This is a genomic window from Natronosporangium hydrolyticum (genome assembly GCF_016925615.1).
GTDB lineage: Bacteria > Actinomycetota > Actinomycetes > Mycobacteriales > Micromonosporaceae > Natronosporangium > Natronosporangium hydrolyticum.
This window is the reverse complement of sequence record NZ_CP070499.1, coordinates 5,289,534-5,304,514: the sequence shown is the minus strand read 5'-3', so window position 1 is coordinate 5,304,514 and position 14,981 is coordinate 5,289,534. Positions and strand designations below refer to the sequence as shown.

Sequence of the window (14,981 nt, the reverse complement as noted above, 5' to 3'; positions counted from 1 at the left end):
CTGGCCGAACAGGTGGACGTCCGGTAGCGGCCGGTCCATACTTGTTGTATGACAGCAGTACGACAGAGCGAGGCGCGGGAGACGGGCCGCTCCCGGGTGGCCCAGGTCCGGTTGCAGCCCGACGAGTTCGCCGCGCTGCACGACGTCATGCGCCGGTTGGAGCTGCCGTCGACCTCGGAGGCGTTGCGGGAGGGCCTCCGGCTGCTGGTGCGGGAGGCTGCTGAGATCTCCGCGGCGGAGGAGATCCAGAGTTTCTACGGTGGGCGACCTGCGCCGTTACCTGATGGTGTCGCCGAGGCGACCGAGGAGGAGTTGGCGGCCGCGGACGCGGCACAGTGGTAGCAGCCTCGGCGGGTCTGCTGCCGATGCGTGGTGAGGTGTGGCTGTGCGCACTGCCTACCGCCGGCCCACACCCGGTCGTTGTCCTCACCGTCAACCGCATCGCGGCTCCGCTGTCGGCCATCACTGTGGCGCTGGTCACCGGCTCGGCTGGCCCCGCCACGACCCACGTAGCGATCGGGCGGGACGCCGGGGTATCGAAATATCCCGAGTCATACGTGAACTGCACCGATCTCCACTCGGTCGGCAAGCCGCGGCTCCGCCGTAGATTGGGTCGGCTCGCGCCCGTGGAGCTTAGAGGTGTGGAGCACGCGATCAGGACCGTCCTCGGTCTCTGAGGATGGGTCGGCAGCCGCGGACCAAGTCGCAGGTGTTGATCATCATGGTCACGACTCGGGACAGCGAGATCGACAAGGTGGTCGGCTCGGAGATCGGCGTCGACGACTACGTCGCCAAACCGCACGGGCCGAGGCGTGCGGGCCGGGCAGTGCCGCCACCAAGAATTGGGAGGTATAGGCTCCGAGACTCCAGCTGCCAGTCGATCGAGGGCAATAGCGATGGGCTCGTCGGAGACAACCCCGGTTCGTAGTCGCCGTGTCGCGCACTTCACACATCTGGATAATCTCGTCGCGATCCTAGAAGCCGACCGACTGGTCTGCGACAGCATCGCGCGCGGCGATCTCTTGCGCACCGAGGTAGGCGACCCGCAGATCAAGGAAGCACGTCGTGGTCGAAGGGTACCGATCGCTCCGGGAGGGCGTGTCGGCGACTACGTCCCGTTCTACTTTGCGCCACGTTCTCCGATGATGTTCCGGATCGCCTGCGACTGCCGGGGTCGCGTCACTGGTCGGTACGCGGATGGTGATCGCAGGCTGGTATACCTGGTGGCCACCATCGGCGCGGTGGTAGACGCCGGCCTGGACTGGGTCGGGACTGACGGCAACGCGGCGAGTGCGACGACGGCCTTTACCAGCACGCTCCATGAGCTCAACGGCATGGTGGACTGGCCGCTAATGCGTGCCCAGCGATGGAGTAACACTCAGGAGGACCCGGACCGGCAACGGCGCCGGATGGCTGAGTTCATGGTGCATCGCGAAGTCCCGCTCATCGTTTTCCACCAGGTCGCGGTGTTTGACCAGACCTGCGCACCGCTCGCGCAGCGATCCCTGGGGCAGCACCCATTGGCAGCGAGTGTCGTTGTCCGACCAGCATGGTACTAGCGGGTACGAGGCCGCGAGGAGGTGACGACGTGATCGAGGAGAGTCGGGGCAACCTGCTAACCGCGGAGGTGGACGCCCTCATCAACACGGTGAACACGGTGGGGGTCATGGGCAAAGGTATAGCGTTGCAGTTCAAGCGCGCTTATCCGGAGAACTATCGTGCATATCGCGCAGCGTGCGAACGGCAGGAGGTTCGCCTCGGTCGGATGTTCGTGTTCGACCGAGGTATACTTGGCGCTCGGCGCTATATCGTCAACTTCCCCACCAAGAGCCACTGGCGTAGCCCCGCGAGGATGGACGATATCCGTTCCGGGCTCGCCGATCTCATCGAAGTAGTGCAGCACTACGAAATACGATCTCTCGCGATTCCCGCGCTTGGCTGTGGCAACGGTGGTCTGGACTGGGGCGCGGTCCGTCCCTTGATCGAAGCGGCGTGCGCGGCAATGCCGCAGGTTCGGACGGTGGTGTTCCCTCCCGACGGGGCGCCCCCGGCTGAAGCCATGCCGGATGCGACCCCCCGCCCGCGGTTAACCCGATTGCGGTCGCTGCTCCTGGCGACGATCGCTGACTACCTCGAACGTGCGCGACTCCAAGAGTATCGCGAGGGCGTCAGCGAACTCGAAGTGCAGAAACTGGCTTATTTCCTGCAACTATTGGGCGCGCCGCTCAATCTTCACTTCGTTCGTGGCAGATATGGTCCGTACTCCGACCGCCTCGGGAAGGTTCTGGAAACCTTAGAGGGCCACTATCTAACCGGGCTGGGGGATAGGTCAGCGCGGGTTTCTGAGCTGGCGCCGATTACGCCGCTTCCCGGGGCCGTCGAAGCCGCCACGGCTTCGCTGCACGAGCATCGCGAAGACGAAGCCCGGAGAGCGGCGGTGCTCGACCTCATCAACGGGTTTGAAACACCCTATAGCCTCGAACTTCTCGCCACTGTCCACTTCGCGGCCATTCAGTTACCGCTCTCGGCTGACCCCGATGTGTTGAGTGATCGAGTCGCCGCTTGGAGTCTGCGGAAGGCTCGGCTGTTCACCGACGCCCATGTCCAGTTGGCAGCTGGGCGGCTGGGTTCCCATGGTCTTCTGCCCACCTAGTGTCTCGTGATCCTGTTAGCGTTATCTTGATGTGTCGTTGACTCGGTTGTGATGTCGGTGGTCGATGCTGGTGGGGTGGAGTTGACGCAGGAACAGACCGCCGAGCTTCGGGCTGTGATCAACAGCCGGGACGTGTCCGGAGCGGTCGCGACCCGGGCTCGGATCGTGTTGTGGATGGCCGAGGGAAGAAGGCGCAAGGACGTGGCGGCGTTGGCTGGCGTGTCGCTGCCTACTGTGGATCGCTGGGTGGGTCGGTACGAGGCCGAAGGGCTGGCGGGTCTGGAGGAGCAAAAGCGGGGCGGGCCCAGGCAACAGGTGCCCGCCCGGGTGCGTGCCCGGATCCTGGCGCTGAGCCGGACCAGTCCACCGGCCGAAACCGGGCTGTCGCACTGGTCGAGTCGTCAGATGGCCGGCTACATCAGGCGGACTGAGGGTGTGCCGGTGTCCTGGCACTACGTGGCCCGGCTGTGGCGTGAGCATGACCTCAAGCCGCACCTGCAGGGCACGTTCAAGCTGTCGAAGGATCCACGCTTCGCCGAGAAGGTCGCCGACGTGGTCGGGCTGTATCTGGACCCGCCGGCCGGAGCGGTCGTCCTGTCGATCGACGAGAAGACGCAGGTCCAGGCGCTCGACCGTACCCAGCCGATGCTGCCGATCGACTTCGGGCTGACCGAGAAACGCACCCACGACTACGTCCGGCACGGCACCACGAACCTGTTCGCCGCACTCGATGTCGGCACGGGGCAGGTGACCGCCGGCTGCTACCCGCGCCGCACCGGCGAGGCGTTCCTGGCGTTCCTGCGCAAGGCGGTCAAGCCGCACGCTGGCAAGCAGATCCACGTCGTGCTGGACAACCTGTCCACCCACACCACCCCCGAGGTGAAGGCATGGCTGGAGCGCAACCCGAACGTCACCCTGCACTTCACCCCGGTCGGATCGAGTTGGATCAACCAGATCGAGACCTGGTTCGGGCTCATCACCAGGCAGGCCATCCGGCGGGGCACGTTCACCTCGGTCAACGCCCTGATCGCCCGTATCCGCGCCTACGTCGAACACTGGAACACCGACGCCAAGCCGTTTGTATGGACCGCCACCGCCGGCCAGATCCTCGCCAAGGTCCGCTGGACCGAGACCAACGTCAAGCAACTCGTAGCGGACAACTCAAAGTAACGCAAACAGGATCACGGAACACTAGGCGAGTTGACGCGACCAGCCCTACCTGGGCGCCGTGGGTAACTCACGGCACATCCTTGGGGCGCTGGACGGCCGGTGGTGAGGTGGGCGCGGGTGCCGCACCAGCATTCGAGTTCGAGCAGGATGCCGTGGTCGGTGTTGCGGAGCCCGCGGATCCGGGCGGCGGTCAGCAGGATCGGCTGGCCGTGAGTGGGGCAGTCGATGAGGAACATGCCATCAGCGTCGCCGCGGCGGCGAGACCGGGCCAGTGGCAGAGTTGACATCCTTCGCAAGTTTCCTGCCATACTGTCGCCATGGCAGTCTCCACCCCCTTCCGCCGCGTGGTGGCGTACGCGCCGGAGCGGGTCGCGTCGTTCTCGCTCGGGATCATCAGTGAGGTCTTCGGCTACGACCGCACCGACCGGGGCATGCCCGGCTTCGAGTTCACCCTCTGCGCCCGGCAGCCCGGCCCGATGCGCACCGACACCGGCGTGACCATCGTCGTCGAGCACGGTCTCGACCGGCTGGCCGACGCTGACCTGGTGATCGTCCTGCCCTGGGAGGAGCACGAGGTGGCGCCGGGCGACGCCTTGACCGCGGCGCTGCACGCTGCGGTCGACCGCGGCGCGATCGTCGCCGGCACCTGCACCGGTTCGGTCACCCTGGCCGCCGCTGGGCTGCTGACCGGCCGGCGCGCCACCACCCACTGGCGCTGGGCCGGCGAGTTCGCTCGCAGGTTCCCGGCGGTGACCGTGGAGCCAGATATGCTCTATGTGGACGAAGGCAGGATCGTCACCGCCGCCGGCGCCGCCTCCGCAGTGGACATGAGCCTCTATCTGCTCCGCCGGGAGCACGGCGCGGCGGTGGCGAACGCGTTCGCCCGGGACATGGTGGTCCCACCGCATCGGGAGGGCGGCCAGGCGCAGTTCGTCGCGGCGCCAGTTCCGGACGGGTGCGAGGACGATCGGCTCGCCGACGTGCTGGCGTGGGCCCGCGCCCACCTGGACCAGCCGTTGACGGTGCCCCAGCTAGCCGCCCGGGCGCTGATGAGCCCGCGGTCGTTTGCCCGCCGGTTCCGGGCCGCCACCGGCACCACGCCGCGCGCCTGGCTGCTCGGGCAACGGTTGCTTCGGGCGGAGGAGCTGCTAGAGGCGGGGACGTTGGCGATCGAAGAGGTGGCTCGGCGGACCGGGTTCGGCACGTCGGCGGCGCTGCGGGAGCAGTTCCTGCGACGGCGCGGCGTCCCGCCCCGGGACTACCGCAGGACGTTCGCCGCCCGCTGAGCCGCGTTCGCCACGGTCGCCGGGTGGGGCGCCACCTGACCCTGCCGTTCCCGCTGCTCACACAACTCGGCCAGCTTCGCGTACGTCGCGGCACCGAGCAGCGCGGTCAGCTCAGCCTGGTACGAGCGGTAGAGCGGCTCACCCGCCCCGTGCCCCTCCGGCGCCGAGGTGCACCACCAGTGGTGGTCGTGGCCGCCCGAACCCCAGCCTCGCCGGTCGAACTCGCCGAGCGTGGTCACCAGGATCTGGGTCTCATCCTGCCGGGTGATCCACTCCTGGTCCCGGCGGACCGGCAGCTGCCAGCAGACGTCCGGTTTGTACTCCAGCGGGTGCACCCCGTCGCGTACCGCCTGGGCGTGCAGCGCGCAGCCGTAGCCGCCGGAGAAGTCGGGGTCGTTGTGGAAGACGCACGGGCCGCCGGTCTCGCGGAGCGCGGTCCGCCGGGCCGGGTTCTCGCCGTCGATCGTGTCCAGTTCGGTCCACTTGTTGAACCCGCGCCGGTAGTGCTGCCAGGTGCTCCGGTCGAGCCGTCGCACCGCCGCCCGGACCCGCTTCTCGTCGTCGGCGTCGGTGAAGAACGCCCCGTGCGAGCAGCAGCCCTCGTCGGCCCGCCCTTCGATCACCCCGAAGCAGCCGTTGCCGAAGACGCAGCCCCACCGTGAAAGTAGCCAGGTCAGGTCGGCCCGGATCCGGTGTTCCGGATCGTCGGGTGCGAAGAACTCCACCCACTCCCGCGGGAAGTCGAGGTCGACCTCCCGGTCCCGTGGGCGTGGGTCGGGCAGTGCCACCGGAACGCGTGCCATCCGGCAAGGGTACGCGTCCCCGGTCGGCGACTACGGTAGGTGGATGCGGCTCGGAGTGCTGGATGTCGGCTCGAACACCGTCCACCTGCTGGTGGTCGATGCCCACCGTGGCGCCCACCCGTGGCCGGCCCACTCGGAGAAGTCCGTGCTGCGGCTGGCCGAAGAGCTCGGCCCCGGCGGCGAGGTGTCGCCAGCGAGCGCGGCGGCGCTGGTGACCGCGGTGGCCGAGGCCCGGCAGTCCGCCCGCCGGCTCGGAGTCGACGACTTCCTCGCGTTCGCTACCTCGGCGTTGCGGGAAGCCAGCAACGGCGTCGAGGTGCTGGACCGGGTCCGCGACGAGACCGGGGTCCGGCTGTCGGTGCTCTCCGGCGAGGACGAGGCCCGGATCACCTTCCTCGCGGTGCGGCGCTGGTTCGGCTGGTCGGCCGGCCGGCTCCTGGTGGTGGACATCGGCGGCGGCTCGCTGGAGCTCGCCGCCGGGCTCGACGAAGAACCCGACCTGGCGATCTCGTTGCCGCTGGGGGCCGGGCGGCTCACCCGGGCGTACCTCGGCGACGGTGACCCACCCTCGGCGGGGGCGGTGGCGGCGCTGGAGGCGCATGTGGCGGGGGCGTTGGAGCCGGCGGCGGCGAAGCTCACCGACGTGGTGTGGGAACGGGCCGTGGCGACCTCCAAGACGCTGCGCTCGCTGGCCCGGCTGGCTGGCGCGGCGCCGAGCAGCGCCGGGCACCGGGTGCCACGGCAGCTGACCGGCACCGGGCTGCGGCAGGTGATGGGGTTCATCCGGCACATCCCGGCGCCGGCCCTGGCGGGGATGGACGGCGTCAGCGGCCGGCGCGCGCACCAACTGCTCGCCGGCGCGGTGGTGGCGGCGCAGGTGATGCGCCGGTTGGAGCTGCCGGCGTTGCAGCAATGCCCGTGGGCGCTGCGAGAGGGCATGATCCTGCGCCGGCTGGACATCCTCGACCCGGCCTGACTGGGTCGGAGGCACGGTAGGGCGGCGGCTGCCGGCTAGGCTGGGCGGCGTGAGTGTTCCGGTGTTGTTGTCGAGTTCGTCGGTCTTCCCCGAACCGACCGCCGCCGCTTTCGAGCTGGCGGCGAAGCTCGGCTACGACGGGGTCGAGGTGATGGTCTGGACCGACGCGGTCAGCCAGGACGCCGATGCGTTGCGCGGCTTGTCGAAGCATTACGGGGTGCCGGTGCGCTCGGTGCACGCGCCGTGCCTGCTGGTCACCCAGCGGGTGTGGAGCTCCGACCCGACCGTGCGGCTGCGCCGCTCCGCGGAGCTGGCCGAGGCGGTCGGCGCCGCGACCGTGGTGGTCCATCCACCGTTCAGCTGGCAGCGCGAGTACGCGCGCGGCTTCTCGGCGTTGCTCGACCTGCTGGGTGGGGCGCATCCGCGGCTGCGGTTCGCGGTGGAGAACATGTTCCCGGTGCGGATGGCCCGGCGGGAGCTGGTGCCCTACACCCCGGGCTGGGATCCCACCCAGTCCGGCTACGACGCGTACACTCTTGATCTTTCCCACTGCGCGGCCTCCCGGGCCGATGCCCTGGCCATGGCCGACAAGATGGGTGACGGGCTGGCCCATCTCCACCTGGGGGACGGTAACGACCGGGGCCGCGACGAGCATCTGGTGCCGGGCCGGGGCAGCCAGCCCTGCGCCGAGCTGCTTCGGTCCCTGCCCGGCCGTGGCTTCACCGGCACCATCGCGGTGGAGGTGTCGACTCGGCGGGCGGTCAGCCGGGCCGAGCGGGAGGCGGATCTCGCCGAGTCGCTGCGGTTCGCCCGGCGGCACCTCGCCGACGCGCCGACCTCGGCGCAGCCGACCGAGTCGACCGGGGGCCGCAGCGCGGCCAGCTGACTCAGCCAGCTAACGCGCTCGCCCGTTTGCGTGCCCTATGGGCCGCCACGTGGGCGCGGGTGGCGCAGCGTTCAGAGCAGAAGCGCCGGGAGTTGTTCGACGAGGTGTCGAGGTAGGCGCGGGCACAGCGGGGGTCGGCGCAGACCCCGAACCGGGCGCTGCCAAACTCGCACACCCACACCGAGAGTCCCCAGACCGCGCCGGCCAGATACTCGGCGCTGACCGAGGCGCCGCGGCTGGTCACGTGCATGTGCCAGTCGGTGGTGTCGTGGCCGGAGATCCGAGGTCGGACCGGGAAGGCGTCGAGCAGGCGGTTCAGCTCCGCGACCGCGTCGGCGTCCTGGCCGGCGGCGCCGAGCGAGAAGACCGCCCGCAGTCGACGCTGGGTACGCCGGAACACCCCGAAGTCGCGTTCGGTCAGGTGGTCGTGCTCCCAGCTGCCGGGTGAGAAGAGCCGGGTCAGGTCGTCCGGCTCGGTCAAGGGAGTGTTGACCAGCGCGACCGCCGTGCGGGCGTACGCGTCGAAGTCCACCCGCTTACGGTAGACGATACGCTCGGCTCATGCTCCGATCGGTTATCCTCGCCGCCTCCCGGTCATCCCGGATGGAGCGGTTCGTGGCTTCGGCCCCTGTCTCCCGCGACCTGATCCGGCGGTTCGTCGCCGGCACCACTATTGAAGACGCCCTGCGCGCTACCCGTGAGCTGGTCGCGGAGGGGTTGACGGTGACCCTCGACCATCTGGGGGAGGACACCTTCAACCCGGCGCAGGCGGCCGCTGCCCGCGACGAGTACCGCAACCTGTTGCGGGCGCTCGCCGCCGCCGGGTTGACTCCGGCCGCGGAGGTGAGCTTGAAGCTGTCCGCGCTCGGGCAGCGCTTCGACGAGCAGTTGGCCCACGACTACGCGGCGCAGGTCTGTGCGGCGGCGGCGGAGGCGGGGACCACCGTCACGCTCGACATGGAGGACCACACCACAACCGACTCCACCTGCGAGATTCTGGCGAAACTGCGCCAGGACCATCCGGAGACGGGCGTCGCGCTGCAGGCGTACCTGCGCCGTACCGAGGCGGATTGTCGTGATCTGGCGGGGTCGGGGTCGCGGGTGCGGCTCTGCAAGGGGGCGTACGCCGAGCCGGAGTCGGTCGCCTACCAGGCCAAACTGGAGGTCGACAAGTCGTACGTCCGGTGTCTGAACATCCTGATGTCCGGTGACGGCTATCCGATGTTCGCCACCCACGATCCGCGGTTGGTGGCGATCGCGGAGGACCGGGCGCTCTGGTTCGACCGCTCCCCGGATCGGTTCGAGTTCCAGATGCTGTACGGGGTGCGCACCGAGGAGCAGCAGCGGCTGGTGGCCGACGGCTACCGGGTCCGGGTGTATGTCCCCTACGGCACCCAGTCGTACGGCTATCTGATGCGTCGGCTGGCGGAGCGGCCGGCGAACCTGGGCTTCTTCGCCCGGGCGTTGGCCTCCCGACGTTGACGGTGGCCGGGCGGAGGGGCAGCGGTGGAGTTCGCTGAGGTGGTCCGGCGGCGCCGGATGGTCCGCAACTACGATCCGGACCGGCCGGTGCCCGAGGCGGTGCGGGATCGACTGCTGGCGCACGCGCTGCGCGCGCCTAGCGCGGGTTTCTCCCAGGGCTGGGGCTTCCTGGTGCTGAGCGAGCCGGCGGATCGGCAGCGCTTCTGGGCGGCTACCTCGCCGGATCCGGCGGCGGAGAACCGGTGGTTGACTGGGATGCGCCGGGCGCCGCTGGTGGTGGTGGCCCACTCTGACAAGCAGGCGTATCTGGACCGGTACGCAGAGTCCGACAAGGGCTGGGCGGATCGGGACGAGACGCGGTGGCCGGTGCCGTACTGGCACATCGACGCCGGCATGGCGTCGCTGATGATCCTGCTGACCGTGGTGGACGAAGGGCTGGGGGCGTGCTTCTTCGGGGTGCCGCCGCAGCGGGTCGACGCGTACCGGGGGGCGTTTGGGGTGCCAGATCGGCTGACTCCGGTCGGTGCGATCACGATCGGTTATCCTGCTCCCGACTGGCGGTCACCGTCGCTGAAGCGGGGTCGGCGCGGGGTCGACCAGGTGGTCCACCACGGCCGGTGGGGCGCCGTCTGACCAGCCAGCTAGTCTGGCCGATGGGCAGCGGGCGGCGGGCTGCTGGTCGACGGCGGGTCGACCGGGCCGACCGGGCCGACCATGGGGAGGGGTGAGCCGACGTGATCTTCAAGGCAGTGCTCGGCGATCGTCCCTACCCGCCGCACGGTTTGAGCCTGCGTGAGTGGGCGGAGATCCCCCCTCGGCAGGTCCGGCTGGATCAGCTCACCACTACGAAGCGTGAGCTCGCCCTGGACAAACTGCTGGCCGAAGACTCCACTTTCTATGGCGACCTCTTCCCGCACGTGGTCGAGTGGAACGGCGGGATGTATCTGGAGGACGGCCTCCACCGGGCGTTGCGGGCGGCGTTGCAGCAGCGGACCCAGATCCACGCCCGGGTGCTGGTCCTGAGCTGACTGGTCGGGTAAGTGTTGATGGGCCTTCACCTCTCGTAGTCTGTCCAATGCGTTGACGTAACATTGTCCAAACGTGAGCCCCTTGCATCGTCTGTTCGGATGATCCGATCTATCACCGGATCGGTGACATCAAACGCATTAATGGGTGACAGTGGTCTCCTGACGGCGCTTCCTGGTTCGGGTAAGCTCAGCCACGGTCTCCGTCTAGGAGGCGATCCAACCCCCTGGGCCGCCGACGGAGACACCGCCGAGTCGCCGCAAGGCGAGCCGGGGACCCGGTTAACTGGGGTGAATCCGCGCCAGCGGTAGGGAGCCTTCCGTCCCGAACCCGTCAGCTAACCCGGTAGGCGGCCGATGGGAAGGAATATGCAGCTGTGCTGACGACGGCACTTCCCCGCCGTGGTGCTGCGCATCTCGTGATCGTGACCGCTGTCGCCGCCGTCCTCGTAGGCCTACTCGCTGTGCCTGGGTTCGCCCAGTACGACGAGGAGACCGACGACGAGGGTGGCACCAGGTCACTGCGAGAGTCGCTCGACGCCGCCTCCACGGCCTACCAAGATGCGCAGATCGAACTTGAACAGTCCGAGAAGCGGGAGCTGAAGCTGCTGGTGCAGCTCGACGAGCTGGCCGAGGAGCGCGAGGCGCTGGTGGACGAGGTGCAGTTGACCGCCTCCACCGCGTACCGCACCGGCCGGGTGGGCGCGCTGACCGCCCTGCTCAACTCGAACTCCCCCGAAGCCTTCCTGGAGCGGGTGGTCGCGGTCGACATGCTCGCCAAGCGGGAAGGCGAGCAGTTGGCCAAGCTTCGGGAACTCGCCGAGGAGATGGAGGAGCAGCACTCACTTCTCGCCGATGAGATCGCGATCCAGGAAGACGAGGTCGCCAACCTCGAGGCTGCCAAGGACGAGGCTGAGCAGGCGCTCTTCGCGATCGGCGGCGGCGCCAACGCCAGTTTCGAGGCTTTCCCGGCCGAGGACGCGGCACCCGCGCCGCGAAACTCCGACGGCTCGTTCCCGTCCGAATCCTGTTCGGAGCCGGACCCGACCACCTCCGGATGCCTCACCCCGCGGACCCTCCACGCGCTGAACGAGGCCCAGACCTTCGGCTTCACCCGCTTCACCTCCTGCTGGCGGCCGGGTGACTTCGGTGAGCATCCGCTCGGTCGCGCCTGCGACCACTCCTCGTCAGCCAACGGTTTCGGTGGCGCGGCGGTCGGCGCGGACAAAGCCTACGGTGACCGGTTGGCATCCTTCTACGTGCACAACGCCGACGCCCTCGGGGTGCAGTATGTGATCTGGTATCGACAGATCTGGTTCCCCGGCACCGGCTGGCGCTCCTACGGAGGGTCCGACGGCACCCCCAACGGAGACCACACCAACCACGTCCACATCTCGATCCGCTGACCGGTCGAGAGGCCGATCCGCAGGCCGGCCGGCCTGCGGATCGGGCCCGGTGACCAGGTAGGACACGGCGGCGACGCGCCCAGCGGGCGGGTCGCCGTCACCGTCTCGGGTCGGGCGCGAGCTCGGCCAGCAGCGTCCGCGCCCGATCGCGGAGCAGTTGGTAGCCGACCGACTCGGCGAGCGCCAGCGCCGCCCTCGCATGGTCGCGGGCGGCCGTATCGTCACCGAGCTGCCGGTGCGCCTCGGCCAACCCCAGCTGCGCCTGCGTCTGCGGATACCGGGCCCCGATCTGCTCGGCCAGGACCAGCGCTGCTGCATACTGCTCCCGGGCTCCCGCGCCATCATCCAGCCGGGTCAGGATGCTGCCGAGGACATTCCGGGCGTCCAGCTCGCACCGGCGGGCGTTGATCCGCTCGCCGACCGCGAGCCCTTCCTCGGCGTGCACCCGGGCGCCGGCGAGCTGGCCGGCGTCGCGTTCGACGGCGGCCTGGACCGTCAACCCGAGCGCCTCACCCGGAAGATCCCCCAGCTCCCGGTGTCGGCGTAGCGCCTGCCGGATCTCTTCGTCGGCGAGCGCCAGCTGGCCCAGGTCGAGGTGGATGGTGGCGAGGTTATGTAGTGACGTGGCCAACCCGTCGGTGCCCTCCAGCTGTTGGTCGATCTCGTACGCCTGCTGGAAAAACTCCGCGGCCGCCGCGAGCTGACCCAGCTCACGGTTGATGATCCCGAGACCGGTCAGCGCGGCCGCCTCCCCGTCGAGGTCGCCGGCGTCGCGGACCAGCGCCAGCACTTTGGCGAAGCTCGCTGCGGCGTCGGCGGGTCGACCGGTCGCGGAGAGCACGATCGCCTGGCTCCGGTGGGCGGTGACCTCGCCCTCCCGCCAGCCCGCCGCCTGGGCCAGCGCCACCGCGGTGTCGTAGCCGGACAACGCTTCGGGGTACTCGCCCATCCGGCCCTGGATCTTGGCGAGGTTGTGCCATGCCGACGCCTGCGCGGCGGCGTCGCCGTGCGCGCGGGCCGCCGCCAGCGCCGCTTCGGCGATGACCCGCCACTCGACCGCGAGCTGCCGACGCATCAGATAGCCGCGAAGCCGATCGGCGAGCAGCCACGCCACCGGTGCCGGACCCCGCTCGGCCGCGTCGCTGACCGCCGCCACCAGGTTCGCCCGCTCCGCGTCGAGCCACGCCATCGCCGCCGGCACGTCGGTGAAGCCGATCGGTCCGCCAGCTGGGGCGCCCGGGTGGCCCGCGGGCGCCGGCACTCGGGCCGCGGTCGGGAAGAGCAGCTCGGCAGCTTCGTCGGCACCGGCCAGGTAGTAATGAAGCAGCCGGTGGCGGGCGGCCTCCCGCGCCGCGGCAGGCTCCTCGGTCGCGACCAGCTCGCCGGCGTACGCCCGGAGCAGGTCGTGGCTGCGGAACCGGCCAGGCTGTGGCAGGTCGAGCAGGTGCGCGTCGGTCAACTGCTGCAACAGGGCCCGGGTCGGTGCGGTCGGTTGGTCGATCAGCGCGGCGGCGGCGGGCGCGGCGATATCGGGACCGGTGGCCAGGCCCAGCCGGCGGAAGAGTTCGGCCGCTGCCGGCGACAGCCGGCGATACGAATGGGACAGCGCGGTCGCTACCGAACTCTCCTCGTCGTCGCCGGTCGTTAGCGCGGCGAGACGCTCGTCGCCGGCTAGCTCGGCGACGTAGTCGGCGATCGGCAGGCGTGGCTGCCCGTCGAGGTCGGCCGCGGCGATTCGCAGCGCCAGCGGCAGGTGCGCGCAGGCGGCGGCCAGCGCCGCGACCGGGCCGGGTTCGGCGGCGCAGCGCTCCGCGCCGAGCAGCCGCCGGAGCAGGTCGGTGGATTCGGCGGCGGTGAGCACCTCCAGCGTGAGCCGCCGGGCGCCGTCCCGGGCGACCAGGCCGGTCAGCTGCGCCCGGCTGGTCACCAGCACCAGGCAACCCGGGGCGCCAGGCAGCAGCGGCCGCACCTGGCCGGCGTCGGCTGCGTTGTCCAGCAGCACCAGCATCCGCCGGCCGGCCATGGTGGAGCGGAACATGGCCGCCGCCGGCCCGGGGTCGGCCGGGATCTGCTCGGCCGGCACCGCCAGCGAGCGGAGCAGCCAGCTGAGCGCCTCGATCGGGCGCAGCGGGGCGCCCGCGGCGTGGCCCCGCAGATCGAGGTAGAGCTGGCCGTCGGGGAAGTGGTCGAGCACTCGGTGTGCCCAGTGGACCACCAGGGCGGACTTGCCGACCCCGGCGGTGCCGGCCACCGCCGAGATCACTACCGGGGCCGGCGTGCCGGCCAGGTCCGGCAGGAGTTTGTCGAGCGCGGCGAGCGATTCTTCGCGGCCGGTGAAGCTGGGTACGGCGCCGGGGAGCTGACGGGGGACCGGCGCGGCGGCGAGGGCCGGCGGCGGCGCGGGCTCGGCCGGCGGCGTGGGGCTCGGCTGCGGCAGATCGAGGCTCGGGTCGTGGTTGAGGATGGCCCGGTGCAGCCGCCGCAGCTCGTTACCGGGATCGGTGCCCAGCTCCTCCCGCAGCAGCCGGCGGCCCTGCTCGTAGCGGCGGAGCGCGTCGGCCTGCCGGCCGGCGCGGTATAGCGCCAGCATCAGGGCGGCGCGCAGCCGCTCCCGGTACGGATGGTGGCTCACCAGCTCGGAGAGCTCCTGGACCAGCTCACCGGTGAGGCCGCTCGCCAGCTCGCTGTGTAGACACTCCTCGATCGACTGTAGCCGCTCCTCGGCGAGGTCGGCGTTGGCCCACTGGGGGCCGGCGACCGCGACATCCGCGAGCGGCACCCCGCGCCACAGCGCCAGCGCCGCCCGGTAGCGGCGGCCGGCCTCATCGTGCCGGCCCTGGCCGGCGGCGGCCCGGGCAGCGTCCCGGAGCCGCCGGAACTCGAGCAGGTCCAGCGTCTCGGGGCCGACCGCGGCGCGGTAGCCGCCGGGGTCGGTGAGGATCACCGGCTCGGTTACGCCGGCGGCGGTCAGCTGCCGGCGCAGCCGCGAGACCGCGCCCTGGAGCTGACCGCGACCATTGCGCGGTGGCTTGTCGGGCCACACCGCCGCCACCAGCTCATCGGCGGGGACCACTCGGTTGGGCTGGAGGAGGAGCGCTGCGAGCAGGGTGCGTTCCCGGTTCGTGGCGATCGCCGACTCGCCCGACCCGGTCTGGACACGCAGGGGGCCCAGGATCTGGAACCACACACCGTCTCCTCACCGCCACCGGCCGGGATGAGTGACCCGGTTGCCCGGCCTATGTCCTGAAGTCTGGCATGTGGTCCGGACAACGGCACCGTGCTGTCCACAGCTTG

The 14,981-nt window shown here is 70.2% G+C and carries 15 protein-coding genes, 1 pseudogene and 1 riboswitch; of the genes and pseudogenes, 13 read left to right on the top strand and 3 right to left on the bottom strand.

Annotation, left to right across the window (positions count from 1 at the left end; translation table 11 throughout):
• The first annotated feature begins 48 nt into the window (after nt 1-48).
• From JQS43_RS24010 to JQS43_RS23985, 7 genes and pseudogenes are all read left to right on the top strand, one after another.
• Nucleotides 49-342 (top strand): hypothetical protein, encoded by a 294-nt coding sequence (locus JQS43_RS24010; RefSeq protein ID WP_239676627.1) that lies wholly within the window; start codon nt 49-51, stop codon nt 340-342.
• Between the two features lie 23 nt (nt 343-365).
• The gene (locus JQS43_RS26395) at nt 366-677 is read left to right on the top strand and encodes a type II toxin-antitoxin system PemK/MazF family toxin (protein WP_420847621.1); all 312 of its coding nucleotides are present in this window, start codon (nt 366-368) and stop codon (nt 675-677) included.
• 8 nt (nt 678-685) lie between these two features.
• Nucleotides 686-811, top strand: a pseudogene (locus JQS43_RS24005) (response regulator); the annotation flags it as partial.
• A gap of 85 nt (nt 812-896) precedes the next feature.
• Nucleotides 897-1,559 carry a type II toxin-antitoxin system toxin DNA ADP-ribosyl transferase DarT gene (gene darT / locus JQS43_RS24000; protein ID WP_239676626.1) on the top strand — a complete coding sequence of 221 codons (663 nt, stop codon included), beginning with the start codon at nt 897-899 and terminating at the stop codon, nt 1,557-1,559.
• A gap of 29 nt (nt 1,560-1,588) precedes the next feature.
• Nucleotides 1,589-2,653, top strand: coding sequence for a type II toxin-antitoxin system antitoxin DNA ADP-ribosyl glycohydrolase DarG (darG, locus tag JQS43_RS23995; RefSeq protein WP_239676625.1), 1,065 nt, complete (start codon nt 1,589-1,591; stop codon nt 2,651-2,653).
• 75 nt (nt 2,654-2,728) lie between these two features.
• On the top strand, nt 2,729-3,823 hold the full coding sequence (locus JQS43_RS23990; protein WP_338037191.1) for an IS630 family transposase: 1,095 nt from the start codon (nt 2,729-2,731) through the stop codon (nt 3,821-3,823).
• Between the two features lie 317 nt (nt 3,824-4,140).
• The gene (locus tag JQS43_RS23985; protein WP_239676624.1) at nt 4,141-5,109 is read left to right on the top strand and encodes a GlxA family transcriptional regulator; all 969 of its coding nucleotides are present in this window, start codon (nt 4,141-4,143) and stop codon (nt 5,107-5,109) included.
• Here JQS43_RS23985 and JQS43_RS23980 read toward each other — a convergent pair.
• Nucleotides 5,082-5,912 carry a DUF3109 family protein gene (locus JQS43_RS23980; protein ID WP_239676623.1) on the bottom strand — a complete coding sequence of 277 codons (831 nt, stop codon included), beginning with the start codon at nt 5,910-5,912 and terminating at the stop codon, nt 5,082-5,084. The two genes, JQS43_RS23985 and JQS43_RS23980, sit on opposite strands and share 28 nt — an antisense overlap.
• A 43-nt stretch (nt 5,913-5,955) precedes the next feature.
• Between JQS43_RS23980 and JQS43_RS23975 the strand changes: the two genes are divergently transcribed.
• Together JQS43_RS23975 and JQS43_RS23970 are read left to right on the top strand one after the other, a co-directional pair.
• Nucleotides 5,956-6,888, top strand: a complete 933-nt coding sequence (locus JQS43_RS23975) for a Ppx/GppA phosphatase family protein (protein ID WP_239676622.1) — start codon at nt 5,956-5,958, stop codon at nt 6,886-6,888.
• 28 nt (nt 6,889-6,916) lie between these two features.
• Complete coding sequence (locus tag JQS43_RS23970; RefSeq protein ID WP_239679558.1) at nt 6,917-7,774, top strand: sugar phosphate isomerase/epimerase family protein; 858 nt, start codon at nt 6,917-6,919, stop codon at nt 7,772-7,774.
• 1 nt (nt 7,775) lies between these two features.
• Here JQS43_RS23970 and JQS43_RS23965 read toward each other — a convergent pair whose 3' ends face one another.
• Nucleotides 7,776-8,306: a CGNR zinc finger domain-containing protein gene (locus JQS43_RS23965; protein WP_239676621.1), complete on the bottom strand. Its 531-nt coding sequence runs from the start codon at nt 8,304-8,306 to the stop codon at nt 7,776-7,778.
• 29 nt (nt 8,307-8,335) lie between these two features.
• Here JQS43_RS23965 and JQS43_RS23960 point away from each other — a divergent pair, with 29 nt between their 5' ends.
• The 4 genes from JQS43_RS23960 (at nt 8,336) to JQS43_RS23945 (ending at nt 11,687) form a co-directional block, all read left to right on the top strand.
• Nucleotides 8,336-9,256 carry a proline dehydrogenase family protein gene (locus tag JQS43_RS23960; RefSeq protein ID WP_239676620.1) on the top strand — a complete coding sequence of 307 codons (921 nt, stop codon included), beginning with the start codon at nt 8,336-8,338 and terminating at the stop codon, nt 9,254-9,256.
• Nucleotides 9,257-9,280: 24 nt separating this feature from the next.
• A complete protein-coding gene (locus tag JQS43_RS23955; RefSeq protein ID WP_239676619.1) occupies nt 9,281-9,889 on the top strand; it encodes a nitroreductase family protein in 609 nt (202 codons plus the stop codon).
• A gap of 101 nt (nt 9,890-9,990) precedes the next feature.
• Nucleotides 9,991-10,284 carry a type II toxin-antitoxin system VapB family antitoxin gene (locus tag JQS43_RS23950; protein ID WP_239676618.1) on the top strand — a complete coding sequence of 98 codons (294 nt, stop codon included), beginning with the start codon at nt 9,991-9,993 and terminating at the stop codon, nt 10,282-10,284.
• Between the two features lie 235 nt (nt 10,285-10,519).
• A riboswitch (cyclic di-AMP (ydaO/yuaA leader) is annotated at nt 10,520-10,650 on the top strand.
• 50 nt (nt 10,651-10,700) lie between these two features.
• Nucleotides 10,701-11,687, top strand: a complete 987-nt coding sequence (locus tag JQS43_RS23945; RefSeq protein ID WP_239676617.1) for a coiled-coil domain-containing protein — start codon at nt 10,701-10,703, stop codon at nt 11,685-11,687.
• A 97-nt stretch (nt 11,688-11,784) separates the two neighbouring features.
• Here the strand turns inward: JQS43_RS23945 and JQS43_RS23940 are convergent, their stop codons facing one another.
• Nucleotides 11,785-14,874, bottom strand: a complete 3,090-nt coding sequence (locus JQS43_RS23940) for an AfsR/SARP family transcriptional regulator (RefSeq protein ID WP_239676616.1) — start codon at nt 14,872-14,874, stop codon at nt 11,785-11,787.
• Nucleotides 14,875-14,981 lie beyond the last annotated feature (107 nt).